The organism is Nocardioides sp., from assembly GCF_030019515.1.
Lineage (GTDB): Bacteria > Actinomycetota > Actinomycetes > Propionibacteriales > Nocardioidaceae > Nocardioides.
In genome coordinates this window covers 259,073-280,907 of sequence record NZ_JASEEQ010000003.1, presented here as the reverse complement: position 1 = coordinate 280,907, position 21,835 = coordinate 259,073, and the positions used below count along the sequence as shown (strand labels likewise).

At 72.7% G+C, this 21,835-nt stretch carries 22 protein-coding genes and 2 tRNA genes; 17 read left to right on the top strand and 7 right to left on the bottom strand.

Annotation, left to right across the window (positions count from 1 at the left end):
- Positions 1-33: 33 nt before the first annotated feature.
- The 3 genes from QMC84_RS06115 (at position 34) to QMC84_RS06105 (ending at position 2,917) form a co-directional block, all read left to right on the top strand.
- Positions 34-1,254: a homogentisate 1,2-dioxygenase domain-containing protein gene (locus tag QMC84_RS06115; protein ID WP_300372868.1), complete on the top strand. Its 1,221-nt coding sequence runs from the start codon at positions 34-36 to the stop codon at positions 1,252-1,254.
- A gap of 367 nt (positions 1,255-1,621) precedes the next feature.
- Positions 1,622-2,488 (top strand): aldo/keto reductase, encoded by an 867-nt coding sequence (locus QMC84_RS06110; RefSeq protein WP_300372865.1) that lies wholly within the window; start codon positions 1,622-1,624, stop codon positions 2,486-2,488.
- 126 nt (positions 2,489-2,614) lie between these two features.
- The gene (locus QMC84_RS06105; RefSeq protein WP_300372862.1) at positions 2,615-2,917 is read left to right on the top strand and encodes a DUF1905 domain-containing protein; all 303 of its coding nucleotides are present in this window, start codon (positions 2,615-2,617) and stop codon (positions 2,915-2,917) included.
- A 22-nt stretch (positions 2,918-2,939) separates the two neighbouring features.
- Here QMC84_RS06105 and QMC84_RS06100 read toward each other — a convergent pair whose 3' ends face one another.
- On the bottom strand, positions 2,940-3,815 hold the full coding sequence (locus QMC84_RS06100; RefSeq protein ID WP_300372860.1) for a hypothetical protein: 876 nt from the start codon (positions 3,813-3,815) through the stop codon (positions 2,940-2,942).
- Between the two features lie 136 nt (positions 3,816-3,951).
- Between QMC84_RS06100 and QMC84_RS06095 the strand changes: the two genes are divergently transcribed.
- Complete coding sequence (locus QMC84_RS06095) at positions 3,952-6,333, top strand: FdhF/YdeP family oxidoreductase (RefSeq protein ID WP_300372858.1); 2,382 nt, start codon at positions 3,952-3,954, stop codon at positions 6,331-6,333.
- A gap of 19 nt (positions 6,334-6,352) precedes the next feature.
- Complete coding sequence (locus QMC84_RS06090) at positions 6,353-7,405, top strand: pirin family protein (protein WP_300372856.1); 1,053 nt, start codon at positions 6,353-6,355, stop codon at positions 7,403-7,405.
- A 19-nt stretch (positions 7,406-7,424) separates the two neighbouring features.
- Here QMC84_RS06090 and QMC84_RS06085 read toward each other — a convergent pair whose 3' ends face one another.
- Positions 7,425-7,865, bottom strand: coding sequence for a CHRD domain-containing protein (locus QMC84_RS06085; protein ID WP_300372854.1), 441 nt, complete (start codon positions 7,863-7,865; stop codon positions 7,425-7,427).
- A gap of 90 nt (positions 7,866-7,955) precedes the next feature.
- Between QMC84_RS06085 and QMC84_RS06080 the strand changes: the two genes are divergently transcribed.
- The 3 genes from QMC84_RS06080 to QMC84_RS06070 all read left to right on the top strand — a co-directional run bounded on the left by QMC84_RS06080 (position 7,956) and on the right by QMC84_RS06070 (position 11,312).
- Positions 7,956-8,528 (top strand): DNA-3-methyladenine glycosylase I, encoded by a 573-nt coding sequence (locus QMC84_RS06080; RefSeq protein ID WP_300372852.1) that lies wholly within the window; start codon positions 7,956-7,958, stop codon positions 8,526-8,528.
- A 153-nt stretch (positions 8,529-8,681) separates the two neighbouring features.
- Entirely contained in the window at positions 8,682-9,869 is a 1,188-nt protein-coding gene (locus tag QMC84_RS06075; RefSeq protein WP_300372850.1) for an ROK family protein, read from the top strand.
- 42 nt (positions 9,870-9,911) lie between these two features.
- On the top strand, positions 9,912-11,312 hold the full coding sequence (locus QMC84_RS06070; RefSeq protein ID WP_300372848.1) for an amidase: 1,401 nt from the start codon (positions 9,912-9,914) through the stop codon (positions 11,310-11,312).
- Here QMC84_RS06070 and QMC84_RS06065 read toward each other — a convergent pair.
- Complete coding sequence (locus QMC84_RS06065) at positions 11,302-12,132, bottom strand: thioesterase family protein (protein WP_300372846.1); 831 nt, start codon at positions 12,130-12,132, stop codon at positions 11,302-11,304. The genes QMC84_RS06070 and QMC84_RS06065 overlap by 11 nt on opposite strands.
- A gap of 30 nt (positions 12,133-12,162) precedes the next feature.
- On the opposite strand from QMC84_RS06065, the gene QMC84_RS06060 reads away from it, so the two are divergent.
- From QMC84_RS06060 to rpmG, 3 genes are all read left to right on the top strand, one after another.
- A tRNA-Thr gene (locus QMC84_RS06060) sits at positions 12,163-12,235 on the top strand.
- Between the two features lie 55 nt (positions 12,236-12,290).
- Positions 12,291-12,364, top strand: a tRNA-Met gene (locus tag QMC84_RS06055).
- 50 nt (positions 12,365-12,414) lie between these two features.
- Positions 12,415-12,585, top strand: coding sequence for a 50S ribosomal protein L33 (gene rpmG, locus QMC84_RS06050; protein WP_300372843.1), 171 nt, complete (start codon positions 12,415-12,417; stop codon positions 12,583-12,585).
- 87 nt (positions 12,586-12,672) lie between these two features.
- Here rpmG and QMC84_RS06045 read toward each other — a convergent pair whose 3' ends face one another.
- On the bottom strand, positions 12,673-13,647 hold the full coding sequence (locus tag QMC84_RS06045; RefSeq protein ID WP_300372841.1) for a hypothetical protein: 975 nt from the start codon (positions 13,645-13,647) through the stop codon (positions 12,673-12,675).
- 26 nt (positions 13,648-13,673) lie between these two features.
- Between QMC84_RS06045 and QMC84_RS06040 the strand changes: the two genes are divergently transcribed.
- Genes QMC84_RS06040 through QMC84_RS06030 form a run of 3 tightly spaced genes read left to right on the top strand, consistent with a single transcriptional unit; the run spans position 13,674 to position 15,476 of the window.
- A complete protein-coding gene (locus tag QMC84_RS06040) occupies positions 13,674-14,075 on the top strand; it encodes a MaoC family dehydratase N-terminal domain-containing protein (RefSeq protein ID WP_300372839.1) in 402 nt (133 codons plus the stop codon).
- The gene (locus QMC84_RS06035; protein WP_300372837.1) at positions 14,072-14,446 is read left to right on the top strand and encodes a MaoC/PaaZ C-terminal domain-containing protein; all 375 of its coding nucleotides are present in this window, start codon (positions 14,072-14,074) and stop codon (positions 14,444-14,446) included. The genes QMC84_RS06040 and QMC84_RS06035 overlap by 4 nt, the downstream gene beginning before the upstream one ends.
- Positions 14,439-15,476: a UDP-N-acetylmuramate dehydrogenase gene (locus QMC84_RS06030; RefSeq protein WP_300372835.1), complete on the top strand. Its 1,038-nt coding sequence runs from the start codon at positions 14,439-14,441 to the stop codon at positions 15,474-15,476. Before QMC84_RS06035 ends, QMC84_RS06030 begins: the two co-directional genes overlap by 8 nt.
- Before the next feature lie 411 nt (positions 15,477-15,887).
- On the opposite strand, the gene QMC84_RS06025 is transcribed toward QMC84_RS06030, so the two are convergent.
- From QMC84_RS06025 to QMC84_RS06015, 3 genes are all read right to left on the bottom strand, one after another.
- Complete coding sequence (locus QMC84_RS06025) at positions 15,888-16,919, bottom strand: adenosine deaminase (protein ID WP_300372833.1); 1,032 nt, start codon at positions 16,917-16,919, stop codon at positions 15,888-15,890.
- Positions 16,920-16,934: 15 nt separating this feature from the next.
- Entirely contained in the window at positions 16,935-18,215 is a 1,281-nt protein-coding gene (locus QMC84_RS06020; RefSeq protein WP_300372831.1) for an aminotransferase class I/II-fold pyridoxal phosphate-dependent enzyme, read from the bottom strand.
- A 114-nt stretch (positions 18,216-18,329) separates the two neighbouring features.
- A complete protein-coding gene (locus tag QMC84_RS06015; protein ID WP_300372829.1) occupies positions 18,330-19,235 on the bottom strand; it encodes a LysR family transcriptional regulator in 906 nt (301 codons plus the stop codon).
- A gap of 192 nt (positions 19,236-19,427) precedes the next feature.
- On the opposite strand from QMC84_RS06015, the gene QMC84_RS06010 reads away from it, so the two are divergent.
- Genes QMC84_RS06010 through QMC84_RS06000 form a run of 3 tightly spaced genes read left to right on the top strand, consistent with a single transcriptional unit; the run spans position 19,428 to position 21,825 of the window.
- On the top strand, positions 19,428-20,093 hold the full coding sequence (locus tag QMC84_RS06010; protein WP_300372827.1) for an MOSC domain-containing protein: 666 nt from the start codon (positions 19,428-19,430) through the stop codon (positions 20,091-20,093).
- Between the two features lie 26 nt (positions 20,094-20,119).
- Positions 20,120-20,314, top strand: coding sequence for a ferredoxin (locus QMC84_RS06005; protein ID WP_300372825.1), 195 nt, complete (start codon positions 20,120-20,122; stop codon positions 20,312-20,314).
- Positions 20,311-21,825, top strand: coding sequence for a sugar ABC transporter ATP-binding protein (locus tag QMC84_RS06000; RefSeq protein ID WP_300372823.1), 1,515 nt, complete (start codon positions 20,311-20,313; stop codon positions 21,823-21,825). Before QMC84_RS06005 ends, QMC84_RS06000 begins: the two co-directional genes overlap by 4 nt.
- The last annotated feature ends 10 nt before the right edge of the window (positions 21,826-21,835 follow it).

The following is a 21,835-nucleotide window of genomic DNA, read 5'->3' as shown; positions in this document are numbered from 1 at the left end:
TATCGGATGCCAGGCCGGGGAACGGAGGCCGCGATGGCCCACTACCGACGGATCGGCGAGGTGCCGCCGAAGCGGCACACCCAGCACCGCGACGCCGACGGCCGGCTCTACTACGAGGAGCTGATGGGCGAGGAGGGCTTCTCCTCGGACTCCTCGCTGCTCTACCACCGCGGCGTGCCGTCGGCGATCGTCGCCTCCGAGGTCTGGGCGCTGCCCGACCAGACCCGCACGCCCAACCACCCGCTCAAGCCGCGACACCTCCGGCTCCACGACCTCGAGACCGGTGGCGACGCGGTCACCGACCGCCGGTTGGTGCTCGGGAACGGCGACGTGCGCCTCTCCTACGTCGTCGCCGGCCCTGAGCCCTCCGCCTACTACCGCAACGCGATCGGCGACGAGTGCGTGTACGTCGAGTCCGGGACCGGCGTGGTCGAGACCGTGTTCGGCGTGGTCGGCTACCGAGCGGGCGACTACGTCGTGATCCCGCGGGCGACCACGCACCGGTGGGTGCCCGCCCCCGGATCCCCCGAACCGAGCCGGCTGTACGCGATCGAGGCGAACAGCCACGTCGCGCCGCCGAAGCGCTACCTGTCCCGCTACGGCCAGCTCCTGGAGCACGCGCCGTACTGCGAGCGCGACCTCTACGGGCCGACCCAGCCGGTCACGATGGACGGCGCCGACGTCGACGTCCTCGTGAAGCACCGGACCAGCGCCGGGATCGTCGGCACGCGGCTGACGTACGCGACGCACCCCTTCGACGTGGTCGGCTGGGACGGCTGCCTGTACCCGTACACGCTCAACATCGAGGACTACATGCCGATCACCGGCAAGGTGCACCAGCCGCCGCCGGTGCACCAGGTCTTCGAGGGCCGCAACTTCGTGGTCTGCAACTTCCTGCCCCGCAAGGTCGACTACCACCCGCTGGCGATCCCGGTGCCGTACTACCACTCCAACGTCGACAGCGACGAGGTGATGTTCTACGTCGGCGGCGACTACGAGGCGCGCAAGGGCTCGGGCATCGGCCTCGGGTCGATCTCGCTGCACCCCGGCGGCCAGGCCCACGGACCGCAGCCCTCGGCGATCGAGGCGTCGCTGGGCGTGGAGTACTTCGAGGAGTCGGCGGTCATGGTCGACACGTTCGCCCCGCTCGAGCTGGGGGAGGGCGGGCTCGCGGTCGAGGACGCGGCGTACGCCTGGAGCTGGAGCGGTCGTGGACCGGACGGCGGGGATCCGGGGGTGTTCTCCAACAGCTGAGCCCGTGCGGCTGCCGCAGGGTGGGCGGTGGGTGGTCCACGTTTGGGTGCTGGCCGGTGGTGGCTGGGGCACCGCTGGCCTGGGTTGGTCGCGGTTGGCGTCGGGTGGGCGGTGGGTGGTCCACGTGCGATCGCGGAGGGGTGGTGGCTGGGGCACCGCTGGCCTGGGTTGGTCGCGGTTGGCGTCGGGTGGGCGGTGGGTGGTCCACGTTTGGGTGCTGGCGGGAGGTGGATGGGGCACCGCTGGCCTGGGTTGGTCGCGGTTGCCGCCGGGTGGGCGGTGGGCGGTCCACGTGCGATCGCGGACGGGAGGTGGATGGGGCACCGCCGGCCGGTAGCCGCCGACGGCTGAGGTGCATAGTGGGCTCGTGGAGACCCGCAGGCTCGGCAGGTTGGAACATCGGAGCTCGGTCCTGATCTATGGCGCGGCCGCCCTCTCCGAGGTGACCCAGGACGTCGCTGACCGGTCGGTCCAGGAGGCGCTCGACGGCGGCATCAACCACTTCGACGTCGCCGCCGACTACGGCGACGCGGAACTGCGGCTCGGGCCGTGGCTGCCGCGCATCCGCGACCAGGTCTTCCTCGCCACCAAGACCGGCCGCCGGGACAAGGAGTCGGCCTGGCGGGAGATCAACCGTTCGCTGGAGCGGCTGCAGACCGACCACGTCGACCTGCTCCAGCTGCACGCCGTCGGTGACCTCGCCGACCTCGACCGCGCCACCGGCGCCGGCGGCGCCCTGGAGGCGGCGCTCCAGGCGCAGGAGCAGGGCCTGGTGGGGGCGGTGGGCATCACCGGTCACGGCGACCAGGCGCCCGCGACCCACCTCGAGGCGCTGCGCCGGCACCCGTTCGCGACCGTGCTGACCCCGCTCAACCCCGTGCTGTGGCGCGACGAGGCCTACCGGGTCGACTTCGAGGCCCTGGTCGCGGAGGTACGCAGCCAGGACGCCGGCCTGATGACGATCAAGACCGCCTCGCGCCGCAACTGGCCCGAGGGCAACGACCACTGCTACACGACCTGGTACGAGCCGTACAACGACCAGGCGCGGATCACCGCCGCCGTCTCGTGGGTGCTCGCGCACGAGGAGGTGACGGGACTGGCGACCGCTGGCGATGTCGGTCTGCTCGCGATGTTCCTCGATGCCGAGCGGGACCGGGTCACGCCGGCCGAGGCCGAGGGCCGGCTATCCGGCGACGTGGAGTACTCCTCCCCGTTCGTCGCCATGCCGTGGTGAGCCCGACTTCGTCAGGGCCGCCGGGCGGTGGACTCACTCAGGCCCGGCACGGTGAGCGCGAGAACGCCTCTTCGCCGCCGACCAGCTCGGATGTCCGGTGTCGGCGCGCTGGTGCACCCTGACGACATGGCCGGGTGGACGTGCGAGTTCGACGCCGAGCTCTGGGAGTGGGAGTCCTCTCCTCAGGGCACGGCCTGGGTCTTCGTCACCGTGCCGGCGGAGGAGACCGAGGAGATCCGGCTGCGCTCGGGACCGCCGCGCGGATTCGGGTCGGTGCGGGTCGAGGCGAGGCTGGGTGGCTCGACCTGGCGCACGTCGGTGTTCCCCGACAAGGAGCGCGGCTACGTGCTGCCGGTGAAGAAGGCGGTGCGCCGCGCCGAGTCCCTCGAGGTCGGAGACCCGGCGCGGCTGCGCCTGGAGCTGCTCTGAGCGGTCGGCGGCCGAGGGCGGCCTACGGTGCGACCGGCTCGTGGTTGAGCGTCTTGTAGGTGTACGCCGTGCCCAGCAGCACGACCGGCACGCTGACCAGCGCACCGACCACGCAGATGACGAACCCGACCGCGGCGACCAGGCCGCCGACGATGTACCAGACGATGGTGCTCGCGAGGTTGTCCTTCACGAACATCACGCTCGCCTTGATCGCGTCGACCGGCGCCATGTCCTTGTCGATGATGAAGAACAGCGTGTACGACGTCGCGAACCCGACCACCAGGCCGGGCAGGTAGCACAGGATCGTGCCCACGAACGTGGCGACCGCGATGATCACGCTGGCGACCACCACCGACCCGAGCTTGTCGGTCTTGATGACGTCCGCGAAGAGGAACGGCCGTCCCTCGGTGACGTTGAGCGAGGCGCGGACCAGGCCGGCGCCGATGATCCAGGCGACGACCAGCAGCACCGCCGAGAGCAGTGACTGCAGGATCAGCCGGCCGAAGAAGCCGGTGCCGCCGTCGCAGTCGACGGAGCCGTTGTTCACCGAGCACGACGCGTCCGTGGTCAGCGCGTTCATCACGAAGGTGCCGAGGACGGCCACCACGACCAGGCCGACGACGAGCACGACGGTGGACAGGATGATCTGGGCGGTGTTCGCCTGGAACTTCGCCCAGCCGTAGGACAGGGCGTTGCCGAGGCTGTAGCCGCTGCCGTCGCCACCGCCGTACGACGGGACGGGCGGAGGTGGCGGGGGCGTCTCGCCGTACCCGCCGGTCGGCGGGGGCGGCCCGCCGTAGCCACCGCCCGCCGGCGGAGGAGGAGGCGGGACCTGGCCGGGGGGCGGGGGTTCGTTGGTCGACATCCGGTGCTCCTGGATCTGTCGCAGGGCTGGCATTTCGCAACCTAGCGGTCCCGCGACCCGCAAGGACAGGCTCAACCGGGCTATTGGCCGGCGGTCTCCGACAGGCATCCGGGCCACGGGTGCGGGTACCTGCTTCCCAGGACCGGACAGCGCGGACAGGATGGGTGACATGGGCAGGAGACCACCGCAGCGAGACATCGACGAGCGCGAGCTGGACGTCGACCCGCCCAAGGCCTCGGCCGCGGGGGTGCCGGCGGTCGCCGTCGCGATGAAGCGCGCGGTCGAGCAGATGGGGGTCCGGCGTACGGCGCAGACGCTGTTGCGGCTCAACCAGGTCGACGGCTTCGACTGCCAGGGCTGTGCCTGGCCCGACCCCGACCCGAGCCACCGGGCCACGGCGGAGTTCTGCGAGAACGGCGCCAAGGCGGTGGCCGAGGAGGCGACCAGGCGGCACCTGCACCGCGACTTCTTCGCCGCCCACCCGCTCACCGAGCTGCGGGAGAGGTCCGACTACTGGCTGGGCCAGCAGGGCCGGATCACCGAGCCGATGGTGCTGCGCGAGGGCGGCAGCCACTACGAGCCGATCGGCTGGGACGAGGCGTTCGCGACCATCGCCCGGCACCTCCACGCCCTGGACTCCCCGGACCAGGCGATCTTCTACACCTCCGGCAAGACCTCCAACGAGGCCGCGTTCGCCTACCAGCTCTTCGTCCGCGCGTTCGGCACGAACAACCTGCCCGACTGCTCGAACATGTGCCACGAGTCCACGTCGGTCGCGCTCGCCGAGGTGATCGGGATCGGGAAGGCGTCGGTCACGATCCGCGACGTGCTCGAGGCCGACCTGATCGTGATCGCCGGCCAGAACCCGGGCACCAACCACCCGCGGATGCTCACCGCACTGGAGGGCGCGAAGCGCAACGGCGCCAGGATCATCGCGGTCAACCCGCTCAAGGAGACGGGACTGGTCCGGTTCAAGAACCCGCAGCGACCGCGCGGCGTCGTCGGCCACGGCACCGAGCTCGCCGACCTGCACCTGCCGCTGCGGATCAACGGCGACCTCGCGCTGTTCCAGGCGATCGGCGCCCTGCTGCTGGAGTGGGGCTGCGTCGACCACGAGTTCGTGGACCGCCACACCTGGGGGTTCGAGGCCTGGGCCGAGCACCTGCGCGCGCTGGACTGGGACGTCGTACGCCGCTCCACCGGTCTGACGCGCGAGCAGATCGAGGAGGCCGCGCGGATGTTCCGCGACTCGCGTGCCACGGTGATCTGCTGGGCGATGGGGATCACCCAGCACCGCAACGCGGTCGCGACCGTCAAGGAGTTCGCGAACGTCGCGTTCCTCCAGGGCAACATCGGCAAGCCCGGCGCCGGGCTGTTCCCGGTGCGCGGCCACTCCAACGTCCAGGGCGACCGCACCATGGGCATCTGGGAGCGCCCGCCCGGCCACTTCCTCGACAGGCTGCGCGACGAGTTCGGGTTCGAGCCGCCACGCGAGCACGGCTTCGACAGCGTCGCGGCGATCAAGGCCCTGCGCGACGGCGCCGCGAAGGTGTTCTTCGGCCTCGGCGGCAACTTCGTCTCGGCCGCGCCCGACACCGAGGTCACCGAGGAGGCGTTCCGGCGCGCGGCCCTGACCGTGCACGTGTCGACGAAGCTGAACCGGTCCCACGTCGTGCACGGCCGGGAGGCGCTGATCCTGCCCGCGCTCGGGCGCAGCGAGAAGGACCTCACCGGCGGCCGGGTGCAGCGGGTCACCGTCGAGGACAGCACCTGCGCCGTGCACGCCTCCCAGGGCCCGCTCGACCCGGCCTCGCCGTACCTGCGCTCCGAGGTCGACATCGTCTGCTCCCTGGCGCAGGCCGTGCTCGGCGACCGCTACGACCTGCCATGGCAGGAGTTCCGCTCCGACTACACCGAGATCCGGCGCCGGATCTCGCGGGTGGTGCCCGGCTGCGCGGCGTACGACGAGAAGGTGGACCGCCCGGGCGGCTTCACCCTGCCGCACCCGCCGCGGGACAGCCGGACGTTCCCGACCGAGAAGGACCGCGCGATCTTCACGGTCAGCCCCACGACGGTCCTCGAGGTCCCCGAGGGCCGGCTGCTGCTGCAGACGCTGCGCTCCCACGACCAGTTCAACACCACGATCTACGGCCTCGACGACCGCTACCGCGGCATCTCCGGCGGCCGGCGCGTGGTGTTCGTGCACCCCGACGACATCGCCGCCCTCGGGCTCGAGGCCGGCGAGCACGTCGACCTGGTCAGCGAGTGGCAGGACGGCTCGGAGCGCCGGGCGCCGTCGTTCCGGGTGGTCGCCTACGACACCCCGCGCGGCTGCGCCGCCGCGTACTACCCCGAGACGAACCCGCTGGTCCCGCTGGACTCGACGGCCGAGGGCAGCAACTGCCCGACCTCGAAGTCCGTGGTCGTGCGTCTGGACCCCCCCGGCGGCGGGCCGTCGGGGGTCTCCGTCGGCAGCGACGCCGGATCGATCACCCCGCCCGGCCGCGGCGACGAGGGGAAGCGGCACGTCGAGCCCGAGCACCTGGGCTGACCGGCGGCACAATGGGGCGATGAGCAACCTCGAGGACCGGCCCGACCAGGTCGACGGCCCGGGTGCGATCAGCCCGGGCATCGAGATCATGACGCCGCGCGACGTGCCGCTCGGCGGGCCACGGGCGATGCGGGTGCGCCGTACGCTCCCGCAGCGTCAGCGCTCGCTGATCGGCGCGTGGTGCTTCGTCGACCACTACGGGCCCGACCGGGTCGCCGACACCGGCGGGATGTCGGTCGCGCCGCACCCGCACACCGGGCTGCAGACGGTGAGCTGGCTGTTCACCGGCGAGGTCGAGCACCGAGACAGCGCCGGCAACCATGCGATGGTGCGCCCCGGTGAGGTGAACCTGATGACCGCGGGCCGCGGGATCAGCCACTCGGAGGTCTCCCCGGCGTCGACGACCACCCTGCACGGCGCCCAGCTCTGGGTGGCCCTGCCCGACTCGGACCGCTTCACCGAGCCCGGGTTCGCTCACCACGCACCGGCCCCGGTCACCGGCGACGGCTGGACGGCGCGGGTGTTCCTCGGGTCGCTGCTGGGGGACACCTCGCCGGTCCCGACGTACACGCCGCTGCTCGGCGCCGAGCTGCTGCTGGAGCCGGGGACCACGCTGGCGCTCGACGTGGACGAGACGTTCGAGCACGGCGTGCTCGCGGACACCGGCGTGCTCGCGGTGGAGGGGGTCGAGACCAAGCAGGACGCCCTCGCCTACCTCCCGCCGGGCCGCTCGACCCTGACGCTCACGGCGTACGGCGACCCGGTGCGGCTGCTGCTCCTCGGTGGGCCGCCGTTCGGCGAGCGCATCGTGATGTGGTGGAACTTCGTGGGCCGCAGCCACGACGAGATCGTCCGGTTCCGTGAGGAGTGGCAGGCCCAGGTCCTCGACCCGGCCGGAGCCGAGCGGGCCCCGGCCGAGGCCGGCGGGCTGTCCGAGGGCGGCGCGCCGTCCCGGGTGGTGCCCGACGCCCAGCTGGTGCGGGAGGGCCGGTTCGGCGTGGTGGTCGGCGACCACCTGCCACCGATCCCGGCGCCCCCGCTGCCCAACGTGCGGTTGCGTGAGCGCCGCTGACCTCGATCCGTCCGGGTCGTCAGCGGTGCAGCCGGCCCTGGATCGCCCCGGCCGGGTAGGTCGCGTTGTGGACGTTGAAGTAGTAGCGCCTGGGGTGGCGCAGGATGCGGCCGACCGTCCGCGCCGGCACACCGCTCGTGCAGCGTGCCCCGCCGGTCACCGAGCCACTCAGGTCGACGACGATGCTGCCGTCGGAGACGCGGTGGATGTGGGCGGCGTCGGGGTCGTCGATGTGCTCCCAGGTCACCGTCGCGCACACCTTCCCGCGCGCCTTGTTCAAGGTGAGGTGGGCCTCGCCCGACCCGTCCGGATCCCCGCTGGGCCGCAGCGTCGCCTCGAGCCGCTGGGCCGCCGCCCGAGAGGCCGGAGCGGCCGCCGTCGGGCTGGTCGCGAACGTCCCGACCGCCAGGAGGGCAACGGTGCCGAGCGCCGCGGCCGCCCGTCGTGTGTGGATCGACATGGTGCCTCCGTTCGTAGGTCCTGCCGGGGATACGACGGTCGGTGCCGCAGGGTTCACCTGCTGTCGGCGCGGTGCGATTGGATGATCGGCATGGGACCGGTGACCGGCGAGGACGGGGTGACCCGCTGCCCGTGGGGCGGTGCGCCCGGGGTGATGCGTGACTACCACGACACCGAGTGGGGGGAGCGGGTCCACGGGGAGGCGGCGTACCTCGAGCGGCTGACGCTCGAGGCCTTCCAGTCGGGGCTGTCCTGGTCGACGATCCTCAACAAGCGACCGGCGTTCCGCGAGGTGTTCCACGACTTCGATGCCGACGCGGTGGCGGCCTTCGACGCCGCCGACGTCGAGCGGCTGATGCAGGAGCCGCGGATCGTCCGCAACCGGCTGAAGATCGAGGCCGCTCTCACCAACGCCCGCGCGACCCTCGCCCTGCGGGAGAGCGAGGGACTGGAGGCGTTCGTCCTGTCCTTCGCCCCGGCCGACCCGCCCGCCTGGCACGACACCGCCGAGATGGCGACGACCTCCGCGGAGTCGATCGCCCTCTCCAAGGGCCTGAAGAAGCGCGGCTTCGCCTTCGTCGGCCCGACCACGATGTTCGCGCTGATGGAGGCGATCGGCGTCTTCGACCCGCACCTGGTGGGCTGTCACCGCCGGCGTACCTGACGGATCTGCTCCCGACCGGGCCTGGGAGGACCGATGCGTCAGGTGCGCGGCCGGCCGCGTCGCCGGGCGGTCGTGGTCGGGGCGAGGTTCGGGTCAGTACGAGCCCCTCTCGGTCTTTCCAGGGTCGAAGTACGGCGGTTTATGCTCAGCCCCGTGACCCAGTTGGCCGAGAACCGCGAGACCGTTGCGCCGGCCACCGCCGGCGAGCTGCTCGAGCTCGTCCGCACCGGACGTGCCAGCACCCGCTCCCAGCTGCGCGCCCTGACCGGGCTGTCGCGGACCGCGGTCACGGCCCGGGTCAGCTCGCTGACCTCGGCCGGGCTGCTGCTCCTCGGCGAGGAGCTCGCCTCGACCGGCGGCCGGCCGCCGGGCGCCCTGGTGTTCAACAACAACGCCGGCGTGGTCCTCGCGGCCGCGATCGGCCGCTCCCGCAGCCAGCTCGCCGTGGCCGACCTCGACGGCCAGGAGCTGTCCGCCGACTCGCGCGACCACGAGGTGGGCGTCGGCCCCGACGAGCTGATGGCCGACGTCGCCGACCGGTTCCGGGGCCTGCTCGCGGGCATCGAGCCGCCGGTCCTCGGCATCGGGCTCAGCCTGCCCGGCACCCTCGACCGGGCCCGGGGCGTCAGCATCGGCTCACCGGTCATGTCCGGGTGGGACGGCGTGCCGCTCGCGCCGTACTTCTCCGACCTCGCCCAGGCGCCGCTGTTCGTCGGCAACGACGCCGACGTGCTGGCCCGCTCCGAGCTCCTGGGCGGCGCGGGCGACCTGGGCGATGTGCTCGTCGTGAAGGCCTCGACCGGGCTGGGCCTCGGGATCATCGCGGGCGGCCGGGTGCTCAGCGGGCACCTCGGCGCCGCGGGCGAGATCGGGCACACCAAGGTCGACGCCGCCGGCGACCTGCCGTGCCGCTGCGGCGCGGTCGGCTGCCTGGAGACGATCGCCGGCGGCTGGTCGCTGGTGGCGAAGATGGCCGAGGCCGGGCATCCGGTCGGCCACGTGCGCGAGCTGGTGGCCCTCGCCCTCCAGGGCGACTCCGCCGCCCGCGGGCTGCTGCGCGACAGCGGCCGGGAGCTCGGCGAGGTGCTCGCCGTGGCGATCAACCTGCTCAACCCCGCCGCGGTCGTCATCGGCGGCGACATGGGGGCCGCCTTCGACTTCTACCTCGCCGGGGTCCGCGAGAGCGTCTACCGGCGTGCCGCGCCGCTGGCGACGCGGGACCTCCAGTTCCTGCCCGCCACCCACGGCGCCCGCGCCGGCGTCGTCGGCTGCGCGGCGCTGGCGCTCGACCAGGTGCTGAGCCCGGTGGCGATCGACAGCCGGCTGGCCGCTCAGGCCTGACCGAGCCACGCGCCCGCCGGGCCAACCACTACGTTCTGATCCGTGACCCGAGTACACGCCTTCGGCGGCGACGCCCTCGGCACCCTGGACGCGGTCGGTCTCGTCGAGGCCTTCCAGGAGGGCCGGGTGTCGATCCGCGAGGCGATCGACGCCGCCATCGCACGCACCGAGCGGCTCCAGCCCGAGCTGGGCGCGCTCGCCTACGTCGCCTACGACCGGGCCCGGGCCGAGGCCCGGGACCCGCGCGGCGGCTTCTTCGCCGGGGTGCCGACCTTCCTCAAGGACAACGTCGACGTCGCGCGGATGCCCACCCAGCAGGGCTGTGACGCCTACCGTGCCCGCCCGGTCCAGCACGACGGTGACTTCGCCCGGATGTTCCTCGCGACCGGGCTGGTCCCGCTCGGGAAGACCCAGCTGTCCGAGTTCGGCTTCAGCCCCTCGGCCGAGCACCCGCGCCTCGGCCCGGTCCGCTCGCCGTGGGACACCGCCCGCACCGCCGGTGCCTCCTCGGCCGGTACGGCGGCGCTGGTGGCGGGCGGCGCCGTACCGATCGCCCACGGCAACGACGGCGGCGGCTCGATCCGGATCCCGGCGGCCGTCAACGGGCTGGTCGGGCTCAAGCCGACGCGCGATCGGCTGGCCCAGGACCGGCTGACCCGGCGGATGCCGGTGCGGATCGTGGCCGACGGGGTGCTCACCCGCTCGGTGCGCGACACCGCCGCCTTCCTGCGCGAGGCCGAGCACGTCTACCGGGCCCTGTCCCTGCCCCCGATCGGGGACGTCACCCGGCCGGGCCGCGCCCGGCTGCGGATCGCCGTGCACACCGGCGGGATCGGCCGCACGGCGACCCCCGAGATCGTCGACCTCACGCTCAAGACCGCTCGGCTGTTGGAGGACCTGGGCCACGAGGTCGAGCAGGTCGAGCACCCGGCGCCGGCCACGGTGCCCGAGGACTTCCTCCTCTACTGGTCGATGCTGGCGATGACGATCGTGCGCGCCGGCCGGCGGCAGGCCGGGCCGTCGTGGGACCCCACCCGCCTCGACAACCTCACCCTCGGGCTGGACCGCCACTGCCGGCGGCGCATCCACCGGCTGCCCGGTGCGATCGCCCGGCTGCGCCGGCTGTCCCGGGTCTCCGCCGACTTCCACCGCCGCTACGACGTCGCGCTCACCCCGACGCTCGCGGCGCCGACCCCGCTGGTCGGGCACCTCGACCCGACCAACGACTTCGAGACGGTCATGGACCGGATCCTCGAATGGGTGGCGTTCACGCCGTGGCAGAACGCGACCGGCGACCCGGCGGTCTCGCTGCCGCTCGCGACCGCCTCGACCGGGATGCCGCAGGGGATGCAGCTCTCGGCCGGCGCCGGCTGGGAGGCCACGCTCCTCGAGCTCGCCTACGAGCTCGAGGAGGCGGCGCCCTGGCCGCGGATCACCGACTGACCGAGCGGGGTACGACGAGCAGCGCCTGCGCCGACCGGGCGACCAGGCCGCGCTCGTCGTACGCCGCGGACGTGGCGACCCCGACCGATCCGTCGGACAGGGTGGTCTCGGCGTCCAGGCACACCCACTCGCCCGCCGGCTCACGCAGCACGTGCACGGTCAGCTCGGTGTTCAAGAAGCCCCACTCGCGCACGTCGAGGGCCGCGCTCGCCCCCGACGCCGAGTCGACGCACGCCAGCAGCCGCTGCACCGGGCTGAGCGGCTCGCCCTCGACGAGGGCCGGTGGTCGCATCCACACCACCCCGGTGCCGGGGACCTCGAGCCCGCCGCTCACCCACCGCCACTCGATCGCGTCGAGGTAGCCGCCGTGCCAGGCCGGCGGGCGCGGGTGCTCGGCGCCGTCGGCCGGCGTGTGCGGCAGTGGGCCGGGGCCCACACCCGGCCCCGGGGTCCGCGGGAAGAGCCAGGCTGCGGCGGTGGCGGCGACCCGGTCGCGGGCGAGGTCGTGCAGCTCGGCGGCCGCCAGCTGCACCGACCGCCCGGGCCGGACCACGCGCGCGCTGACCGCGACCGGCCCGACCGGCACCGGGCCGAGCAGCTCCATCGTGAACCGGCCGATCCGGCCGTGGTCGGCCGCCGGGAGCCGCTCGACCGCCCGGGCGAGCAGGGCGGCCGGCGGACCGCCGTGCTGGGCGCCCGGTGACCAGGGCCCAGCGGTCGTCGGCAGCGACTCGAACGCCTCGAGTGCCTCGCCCGAATCGCCCGGGCGAAGGTCGCTCCGCCGGTAGAAACTGACCGGCTGAGCCGATTTTTCGATCACCCGTCCCCCTGTGTATTGTTCAGCGTCGTTGCCCCTTTAGCTCAGTCGGCAGAGCGTCTCCATGGTAAGGAGAAGGTCTACGGTTCGATTCCGTAAAGGGGCTCTGGGCAGGACGTTGGGTGGTCGGGTTACTCTGGACCGCGCAGCCGTGCCCTTGTGGCGGGGTAGCTCAGGTGGTTAGAGCACACGGCTCATAATCGTGGTGTCGCGGGTTCGAGTCCCGCCCCCGCTACTGCGACCGACCAGGACAGCGACACCAGCACCGACTTCGAAGGACAACCCGTGGCCAGCAAGAGCTCTGATGTTCGCCCCAAGATCACGCTCGCGTGCGTGGAATGCAAGGAGCGCAACTACATCACGAAGAAGAACCGTCGCAACGACCCCGACCGCATGGAGCTCGCGAAGTTCTGCCCGCGCTGCCGCAAGCACACCGCGCACCGCGAGACCCGCTGACGCGACCTTCGACCTCGACCCGCCCGAGACCCTCGGGCGGGTCGTCGTCCATTTCGGCCTCGGCTGCGTCGGCTCGGCCGGCCGGGCTCAGACGCTGCAGCCGGGGCGGCGCCACGCGGCGAAGTCGGAGAGGTCGAGGCGCACCAGTGTCGGGACGACGGGCCGCCCGCCCAGCCCCTGATAGTGCTCGGCGCCCGACTCGCTGACCACCCACAGCCCGTTCCTGCCGGCGAGGGCCATCCCCTCGGCGCCCGGCACGAACCCGCGGCGACGGGTGCCCTCCGGGCCGACCAGCACGCCGCAGCGGGTGACCGACTGCACGAACCACGCACCGGGCCGGCCCCCGCCCAGTGCTCCCCACACCGCGCCCTGGGTCCCGCGCGGCGCCGGCGTGGACCGCTGCGCCGTCGCCAGCGCGACGTCGAGGGCACCGGAGGCCACCAGGTCGTCGGTGTCGAACCAGTCGACCTGTCCGGGGCGGTGCGGGTACCACCGCCCGATGCCGAGCCGGCCACCGCCGTCGAGGAGCGCGAACGACCCGCGCAGCGGAGGCGCCAGCGCCCAGACGCGTACGACGTCCAAGGTCCCCGGCTCGAGCAGCCACAGCCGGCTCGTCTCGACCAGCCACAGCCCGTGGGAGTCCTGGACGAGACCCCCGCCGTGCCGGCAGGTCACCGGGTCCCGGTCGCCGACCCGCCCGGTGACCGGGTCGAGGCGGGCCAGGGTCCGGCCGGTGCGGAGGTCGACCTGCGCGATCGCGCAGTAGCGGTGGTGCAGCGGTGCGTCGCCGTCGAAGCCGCTGACCCAGGCCGCCCGGGCGCCGACGACCACGCCCTGCGGCACGAAGCCCCGCCCGGCCCGCACCCAGACGCCGGCGCAGACCGCGTGGTCGTTGCGGAACCGGTCGAGGGCCGGGGTGTCGAGGTACGCCGGCGGCCGGCCGCGGACCTTCTCGTAGGTGAGCGGGCCGCAGCCGGCGCGCTGGTCGTCGTGGTCCGGGGACGGGGGGCTCGACGTGGTGCATCCGGCGCTGACCGCCAGGGAGAGCACCAGCGCGAGCACGAGCAGCCACCGGCTAGGTTGACGCCATGCCTGTCGACCCGTCGCTCGTCGGCCGCGTGTTCCCACCCACGCGACCCTATGCGGTGACCGAGGAGCACGTCCGGAGCTTCGTGGCCGCCATCGGCGGCGCGTACGACGGCGGCCCGGCCCCGGCGACGTACCCGATCGTGCTCGCGTTCGAGGCGATGAACGCCTTCCTCGAGACCGAGGCGATCGAGCTGCACCGGATCGTGCACGGCGAGCAGCGGTTCAGCTACGAGCGCCCCGTCGTCCCCGGTGACGTGCTGGTCGCGACCCTCACCGTGAGCGGCCTGCGCCAGATCGCCGGCAACGACATCATCGGCACCACCAGCGAGGTCACCGACGAGACGGGTGCGCTGGTCTGCTCGACCAGCGCCACCCTCGTGCACCGGGCGGCCGACGCATGAGCCTGCCGACCCGGACGTTCACGATCACGCGCGCCGACCTGGCCGCCTACGCCGCAGCGAGCGGCGACCACAACCCCATCCACCAGGACGAGACGGTGGCCCGCAGCGTCGGGTTGCCCGGGGTGATCGCCCACGGGATGTACACGATGGCGCTCGCCGCCCGGGCGGTCTCGGAGTGGTTCCCGGGCGCCGAGGTCGTCAGTCTGGGCTGCAAGTTCACCAACCCTGTGGTGGTGCCGGCCGAGGGCGGCGTCGACATCGAGGTCGCCGGTGAGGCCGAGGCGGGCGACGGGGTGACGACGGTGCGGCTCACGGTGACCTGCGCGGGCCAGAAGGTGCTGGGCATGCCGAAGGCCGTCGTTCGTGCCTGACCTCGCCGACCACACCACGCTGCGGCTCGGTGGCCCGGCCGCCCGCTGGGTGCGCGCGACCACCGAGGACGAGCTCGTCACGGCCGTGAGCGAAGCCGACGGGGCCGGCGAGCCGGTCCTGGTCCTGGGCGGGGGGAGCAACCTGGTCGTCGCCGACGAGGGCTTCGCCGGCACCGTCGTCGAGGTCGCGACCCGCGGCGTCACCACCGACGAGGAGGCGGGCGCCTCCTGCGGGGGTGTGATGGCGACGGTCGCCGCCGGCGAGAGCTGGGACGCCCTGGTCGAGCTCGCGGTCGAGCGGGAGTGGTCCGGCATCGAGGCCCTCTCGGGCATCCCCGGCTCGGTCGGGGCGAGTCCGGTCCAGAACATCGGGGCCTACGGCCAGGAGGTGAGCCAGACCATCGCGCGGGTGCGGGTTTGGGACCGCACCCTGCGTGGCGTCCGCACCTTCGCCACCGCCGACTGTCGCTTCGGCTACCGCACCTCGCGCTTCAAGGTCGACCGGGTCGACCCCTGGGGTGGGCGGCACGTCGTGCTGTCGGTGACGTTCCAGCTGGGCCTCGGTGCGCTGGGCGGCCCGATCGCGTACGCCGAGCTGGCCCGCACCCTCGGGGTCGAGGTCGGCGGTCGGGCGTCGTCGCTCGACGTGCGCCGCGCCGTGCTCGAGCTGCGCCGCGGGAAGGGCATGGTGCTCGACGCCGCTGACCACGACACGTGGAGCGCGGGCTCGTTCTTCACCAACCCGGTCGTCCCGGCGGACGCCGTACCGGACGGCGCGCCGGCGTGGCCCCAGCCCGACGGTCAGGTGAAGACCAGCGCTGCCTGGCTGATCGAGCGGGCCGGCTTCGCCAAGGGGTACGGCGCGAGCCCGGTGACGCTGTCCGGCAAGCACACGCTGGCACTGACGAACCGCGGCGGCGCCAGGACCGCGGACCTGCTGCGGCTCGCCCGCGAGGTCCGCGACGGGGTCGAGGCGCGGTTCGGGATCCGGCTCGTCAACGAGCCGGTGCTGGTCGGCTGCGAGCTCTGACTCGCGCCCAAGCTAGGGGCTGGAGGTGGCGACGCCCACCACGAGGCTCAGGAAGGCGAGCCCGACGACGACACCCACGACCAGCAGGCCGGTGCCGACGATGCCCATCACCCGGCCGGCGGAGGCCATCTCGCGGCCGCTGTAACGGCCCGGCTCCGCGTCGATCTCCCGCAGCCGCTCGGCCGCCGATCACCCAGGCGAACGGCGAGACCACGAGCGTGAGGCCGCCGCACACGAGGATGCCGACGAGGCCGATGATCCCCAGCACCATCGCCGTCGTCGCCGACGGGTGCTCCGGGGGCTTGGGCGTCCAGCTGTACGGCGACTGCCCGGGCCCCGGCCCGTAAGGCTGCTGCTGGTAGGGCTGCTGCGAGGGCTGCTGGTACGGCTCGCCGGGCTGGTTCGGGTCGCTCATGGCCCCATCGTCGCAGGGTCCGCGGCGAGCCAGGCGTCGATGTCGGCGAGGACACGCGACCGGACGTCGTCGGGAGCGCGGGAGGCGCGCACCGACATCCGGGCCAGCTCGGCCAGCGTGGTGTCGGTGAGCTCGTGGGCCGCGCGCATCGTGGCGTACTGCCCGGCCAGCCGGGAGCCGAACAGGAGCGGGTCGTCGGCGCCCAGCGCGACGGTCGCGCCCGCCGCGAGCAGCGTGGGCAGCGGCACCGAGGTCAGGTCGGAGTACACCCCGAGCGCGACGTTGGAGACCGGGCACACCTCGAGAGCGACGCCCGCCGCGACGATGCGGTCCAGCAGCGCCGGGTCCTCCGCCGACCGGATCCCGTGGCCCAGACGCTCGGCGTGCAGGGCGTCCAGGCACAGGCGGACGTGCTCGGGACCGCGGAGCTCGCCGCCGTGCGGGACGAGCAGCAGCCCGGCCCGCTCGGCGAGCCGGAAGGCCGGAGCGAAGTCGGCGGTGCTGCCGCGACGCTCGTCGTTGGAGAGCCCGAAGCCGACCACGCCCCGGCCGGCGTACTGCGCGGCCAGGCGCGCGAGCGTCCGGGCGTCGAGGGGGTGCCGGGTGCGGTTGGCCGCGATCACCACGGCGATGCCGAGGCCGGTGGCCCGCTCGGCCTCCCGGACGGCGTCGAGGACCAGGTCGGTGAAGGCCGTGATGCCGCCGAAGCGCGCGGCGTACCCACTGGGGTCCACCTGGATCTCCAGCCACCGGCCGCCGTCGCGGACGTCGTCCTCGGCGGCCTCGAGCACCAGCCGGCGTACGTCGCCCTCCGTGCGCAGCACCGACCGGGCGACGTCGTAGAGCCGCTGGAAGCGGAACCAGCCCTTCTCGTCGGCCGCCGAGAGCTGCGGTGGCCAGTCCTCCACGAGCTGGTCGGGAAGTGCGATGCCATCGCGCCGCGCGAGCTCGAGCAGCGTCGAGTGCCGCATGGACCCGGTGAAGTGCAGGTGCAGGTGCGCCTTCGGCAGGGCGTGGAGAGCGCGCATCGCGTGGTGCGCGGCTCAGCCGAGAAGCTTCTCTGAGGCGGCGAGCAGCACGCAGACCGTGACGGCTTCCATCGCCTCCGTGATCTCCTCGAGGGTGGGGAACGACGGGGCCAGCCGGATGTTCGTGTCGGCCGGGTCGTCGCGGTACGGGTACGCCGAGCCGGCCGGCGTCAGCGCGACGCCGGTTGCCTTCGCGAGCTCGATGACCCGGGCAGCGGTGCCCGGCAGCACGTCGAGGCTCACGAAGTAGCCCCCCTGCGGGTGGGTCCACTGCGCGATCCCGAGGCCGCCGAGCCGCTCGCCGAGGATCCGGTCCACCTCCGCGAACTTCGGGGCCAGCAGAGCCCGGTGCTTGGCCATGTGGTCGCGCACCCCCTGCGCGCTGCCGAAGAACTCCAGATGTCGCAGCTGGTTGACCTTGTCCGGGCCGATCGAGCCGAGCCCGAGGTTCTCGTGGAACCAAGCGACGGTCTCCCGCGAGCCACCGACGAAGGCGACCCCAGCGCCGGCGTGGGTGATCTTCGACGTCGAGGCGAAGACGACCGGCCGGTGTGGATGCCCCGCGACGGCGGCGAGCGTGACGATGTCGGCGCTCTTGGTCTCCTCGCTCGACAGGTGGTGCAGCGCGTACGCGTTGTCCCAGAAGAGCTTGAAGTCCGGGGCGGCGGTCGGCATGGAGGCGAGGCGCTCGGCCACCTCCTGCGTCGTCACGTGTCCGGTGGGGTTGGAGTACGTCGGGACGAGCCACATGCCCTTGACCGTGGGGTCGGCGGCCACGAGGGCGGCGACGGCGTCGGCGTCGGGACCGTGCTCGGCCATCGGCACCGGGAGCATCTCGATACCGAACCACTCCAGCAGCGCGAAGTGACGGTCGTAACCCGGCACCGGGCAGACGAAGCGGACCTTCTGCTCTTGGCCCCACGGGCGTTCGGAGTCGACGCCGCCGCGCAGCCACAGGTAGGTCAGCACGTCCTTCATCAGCGTCAGGCTCGAGTTGCCCTGAGCCGACAGTTGGTCCGCCTCGAGTCCGAGCAGCTCGGCGAACATCGCGCGCAACGCGGTGACGCCGGCCAGGCCGCCGTAGTTGCGGGCGTCCACGCCGTCCGGCGTGGTCGTCCTCGTCGGGAAGGTGAGCAGCGCGTCGGCGAGGTCGAGCTGCTCGGCCGACGGCTTGCCGCGGGTCAGATCCAGGCTGAGCCCGGATGAGACGAGTGCGTCGTAGGCCCGCTGCTGTTCGGCACGGACGGCCTCGAGGTCGGCCCGGGGCAGATGGGTGAGGGGCTGCGGCGCGGTCACGCCCACATCGTAGGGTGGCCGGCCTGGGGGCTGCCGCATACCGACCCTCCGCTCCTCGACCCGGGTGTCCGTCCGCGGCGTGTCTCGGCCGCGGACCGTGCCCGGCCAGCACGGCTACGCGTTGCCGCAGGCTCGACGCGCGGCCTCCCAGAAGGCGTCGATCTGCGCGGTCCGCCCGGCCCTCCGCCGCGCCAACCACAGTCGGTACCGCAGACCTTCCTCACCCGAGGTCGGGACCACCGCCAGCCCGGCCAGCTCCGCCGGGTTGATGAAGTCCATCTCCCACGCGACGGCCGGGAAGAGACCGAGGCCGGCCCGGACCTGTTCGATGATGCCAGGGTGGGAGGTCTCTCCCAGCTCCGCGACGATCGCGCCGTGCTCCGAGAGGGCTCTCGCCATGGCCTCGAACATCCAAGTGTTGATCGAGGGGGGGTGCAGCAGCACCCGTTCGCCCGCCAGGTCGGCCAAGGTGACCTGGCGGTGGGTTGCCAGCCGGTGCTGCTCCGGGACAAGGAGCTGAGCAGGCTGGTCCTCCACCACCATGAACTCGAGTCGTTCCTCCGGAGGGGCGAGCATGGCGAACGCCAGGTCCACCTCGCCGTCGAGGAGCATGCGAAGCAGCTGCGGGCTCCAGGAGTTCGTGAACCGCACCTCCACGTCGGGGTGTCGGACGGCGAACTCCGCGACCGCCTGCTGACGTCCCCGAGATCGGATGCCGTAGGTCGCGGACCCGACCCGCAGCTCGGCCGTGACGCCCCGCGCCATGGCATCAGCCCGCGCCTGCAGGGCGGTCACCGCGGCGAGCACCTCGCGGGCCCCGGCGAGCAGCTCGGCACCGTCCGTGGTCAGCTCGGCCCCGCGGACGCCCCGGTGGAAGAGCACGACACCCCACTCCCGCTCGAGGCGAGCGATCCGCTGGCTCAGCGCCGACTGGGTGATGTGCTCCCGCGCGGCCGCCTTGACGAAGCTGCCCTCTTCGCTGAGTGCGGCGAAGTACTCAAGCTGCCGGAGGTCGACCACGGGCACATCATGACCCACGGGCCGCACGAGATCCGGAAGCGACTCAGTAGCGTTGCTAATCGATCCATGCGTTCTTGGTCCTGGTCAGGCATGGGGATCGTCTATTGACTTCTCGCCATGTCGTCACGGGTTGTTGGAGTCATTGCCGGTTCTCCCCCATGCGAGGAGCGGGTCCACGGTCGGCTGCTGTCGTTGAACGTCGGGGGGGTCGGGGCCATCGAGGACGGTGACCGGGTCATCGTGAGCGGGTTCCACAAGACTCCGGTCGAGACCCCGCTCCCACTGGGCCGGCTCGGCTTCCCGGGCGACGAGCACGTCTACGAGGGCCACGGCGGACCGGACAAGGCGGTCTGCGTCTACCCGTACGAGCACTACGCCTACTGGGAGGAGCGGCTCGGCCTGGAGCTGCCGGCTTCCGCGGCCTTCGGCGAGAACTTCACGATGAGCGGCCTGACCGAGCGCCAGGTGTGCCTGGGAGACGTCTTCTCGATCGGTGAGGCGGTCGTGCAGGTGACCCAGCCCCGGGCGCCCTGCTACAAGATCGCGGCGCGGTACGGCGTCGCCAAGATGGCCGTCTTCGTGCAGCAGGAGTCGTTCACCGGCTACCTGCTGCGGGTGCTCGAGGAGGGCGCGGTCTGCGCCGGGCAGACCATGCGGCTCCTGGAGCGGAATGCCGCGGGGATCACGGTCGCGGAGGCGAACCAGATCCTGAACGTGAACAAGAAGGATCTCGAGGGCGCCGAGCGGATCCTCGCCATGCCGGGGCTGCCTGAGGTGCTACGCGAGGACCTGGAGCGACGCGTCCGGCGATTCGGGTCGCCCGAGGACACCGAGCGGCTGTTCGGTCACATCGAATGACATCTAGGCCTCGACAGGACGTGAGCATGAAGATCAACGCCGACCTCACCAAGTGCCAGGGCTACGCCAACTGTGTGATGGCCGCCCCCGAGCACTTCGACCTCGATGACCGGTCCCTCGTCGTGGTGCTGCAGGAGCACATCGACCCCGCTGACCTCGTCAACGTCGAGGACGCGGTGCTGTCGTGTCCGGCCAAGGCGATCTGGATCACCGAGTCATGACCGGCGGACCGGCCCGAGAGGACGCGCTCGCGCTGCGTGGCATCGTGAAGTCGTACGGTTCCACCCGCGCGCTGCGCGGTGTCGACCTGACATTGCAGCCCGGAGCCATCCAGGCGCTGATCGGCCCGAACGGCTCCGGCAAGTCGACCCTGGTCAAGTGCCTGGCCGGTGACCTCCGCCCCGATCGCGGGGAGGTTCTGCTGGGTGGGGTCGGCCGGCCGGGCTTCGCGAGCCCGACCCAGGCCCGATCCGCCGGCGTCAGTGTCGTCCACCAGGACCCGGAGTGCTTCGAAGAGCTCTCCGTCGCCGACAACATCGTCATCGCCCGTCCACCGCGACGCGGTGTCGGACCCTGGTCGGTTCGCGACCGCGCCGCCACCGTGGCGGTCGCCTCGCGGGTCCTGCGACGCGTCGGTGCGGACATCGACCCTCGCGAGCGGCTGCGCAACCTCAGCCTTGCCGACCGCACCCTGGTCGCGATCTGCCGGGCGATCGTCGAGGACGTGCGGTTCCTCGTCCTCGACGAGCCGACCGCGGCGCTGGGCCGCGACGACGCCGAGCGCGTCTACCGGGTCTGTCACGCGGTGAGAGAGGCCGGGGCGGGTGTCCTGGTCGTCACGCACCGGTTGCACGAGGTCGTGACCCATGCGAGCCGGGTGACCGCGCTCCGTGACGGTGCCATCCACGCGGACCTCTCGGCCGAGTCGAGCTCGGTGGAGGAGCTGGTCGGCCTCGTCGCCGACGCGCGCTCCGGCCGCAAGGAGGTCGTCGGAGTCTCTCCCCGGGACCGTGCGGTCGTGGTCTCCACCCACGAGCTGGACGGCGACGGCTACGAGGGGCCGGTCGACGTCCAGCTGCGCGCCGGCGAGGTCACCACGGTGGCCGGTCTGCCCGGCTCGGGCGCCAACCACTTCGTCCGGCAACTGTGCGGGGTCGCCGCGCGGGCCCGGGGTGAGGTGAGGATCTCTCATCCCGACGCCCAGGGCGCGATGGGTTTCGTGGGCGAGAGTCGTCGGGACGAGGGGGTCTTCCCCGACATGTCGGTGCTCGACAACATGGTGATCGCGGCGATCGACGGCCCGTCCTGGCTCCCGATCCGGCGGCGCAGGCTCGATGCTCGGGCCCGCCAGGTGGCCGAGCAGCTCGGCATCGTCACGGCCAGCCTCGACGCCCCGATCTCGTCGCTCTCGGGAGGCAACCAGCAGAAGGCCCTGATCGGTCGCTGGGTCGTGGCCGACATCAGTGTGCTCGGCCTCGAGGAGCCGACCAACGGACTCGACGTGGGTGCTCGCGAGGACGTCTACCGAGCGGTTGGGGACCTGGTCGGCGCGAACAAGGCCGTCGTCGCCCGGTGCACCGACGAACAGGAGGCGGCGCAGCTCGGCGACGTGATCCTCGTCTTCACCGAGGGCCGGCTGGTCGCCTCGCTCCCGGGCGACGCGACTCCCGGCGCGGTCCTCGAGGTCTCGACCCCCATCGTCACGCACCGGCGTGGCATGAACGAAAGCTGAGGAACCCGGC

Coding starts and splice junctions, on each gene's coding strand:
- QMC84_RS06115 (WP_300372868.1), top strand. CDS start 34: ATGGCCCACTACCGACGGATCGGCGAGGTGCCGCCGAAGCGGCACACC.
- QMC84_RS06105 (WP_300372862.1), top strand. CDS start 2,615: ATGGCCGGGTGGACGTGCGAGTTCGACGCCGAGCTCTGGGAGTGGGAG.
- QMC84_RS06100 (WP_300372860.1), bottom strand. CDS start 3,815: ATGCCAGCCCTGCGACAGATCCAGGAGCACCGGATGTCGACCAACGAA.
- QMC84_RS06095 (WP_300372858.1), top strand. CDS start 3,952: ATGGGCAGGAGACCACCGCAGCGAGACATCGACGAGCGCGAGCTGGAC.
- QMC84_RS06090 (WP_300372856.1), top strand. CDS start 6,353: ATGAGCAACCTCGAGGACCGGCCCGACCAGGTCGACGGCCCGGGTGCG.
- QMC84_RS06085 (WP_300372854.1), bottom strand. CDS start 7,865: ATGTCGATCCACACACGACGGGCGGCCGCGGCGCTCGGCACCGTTGCC.
- QMC84_RS06080 (WP_300372852.1), top strand. CDS start 7,956: ATGGGACCGGTGACCGGCGAGGACGGGGTGACCCGCTGCCCGTGGGGC.
- QMC84_RS06040 (WP_300372839.1), top strand. CDS start 13,674: ATGCCTGTCGACCCGTCGCTCGTCGGCCGCGTGTTCCCACCCACGCGA.
- QMC84_RS06035 (WP_300372837.1), top strand. CDS start 14,072: ATGAGCCTGCCGACCCGGACGTTCACGATCACGCGCGCCGACCTGGCC.
- QMC84_RS06025 (WP_300372833.1), bottom strand. CDS start 16,919: ATGCGCGCTCTCCACGCCCTGCCGAAGGCGCACCTGCACCTGCACTTC.
- QMC84_RS06005 (WP_300372825.1), top strand. CDS start 20,120: ATGAAGATCAACGCCGACCTCACCAAGTGCCAGGGCTACGCCAACTGT.
- QMC84_RS06000 (WP_300372823.1), top strand. CDS start 20,311: ATGACCGGCGGACCGGCCCGAGAGGACGCGCTCGCGCTGCGTGGCATC.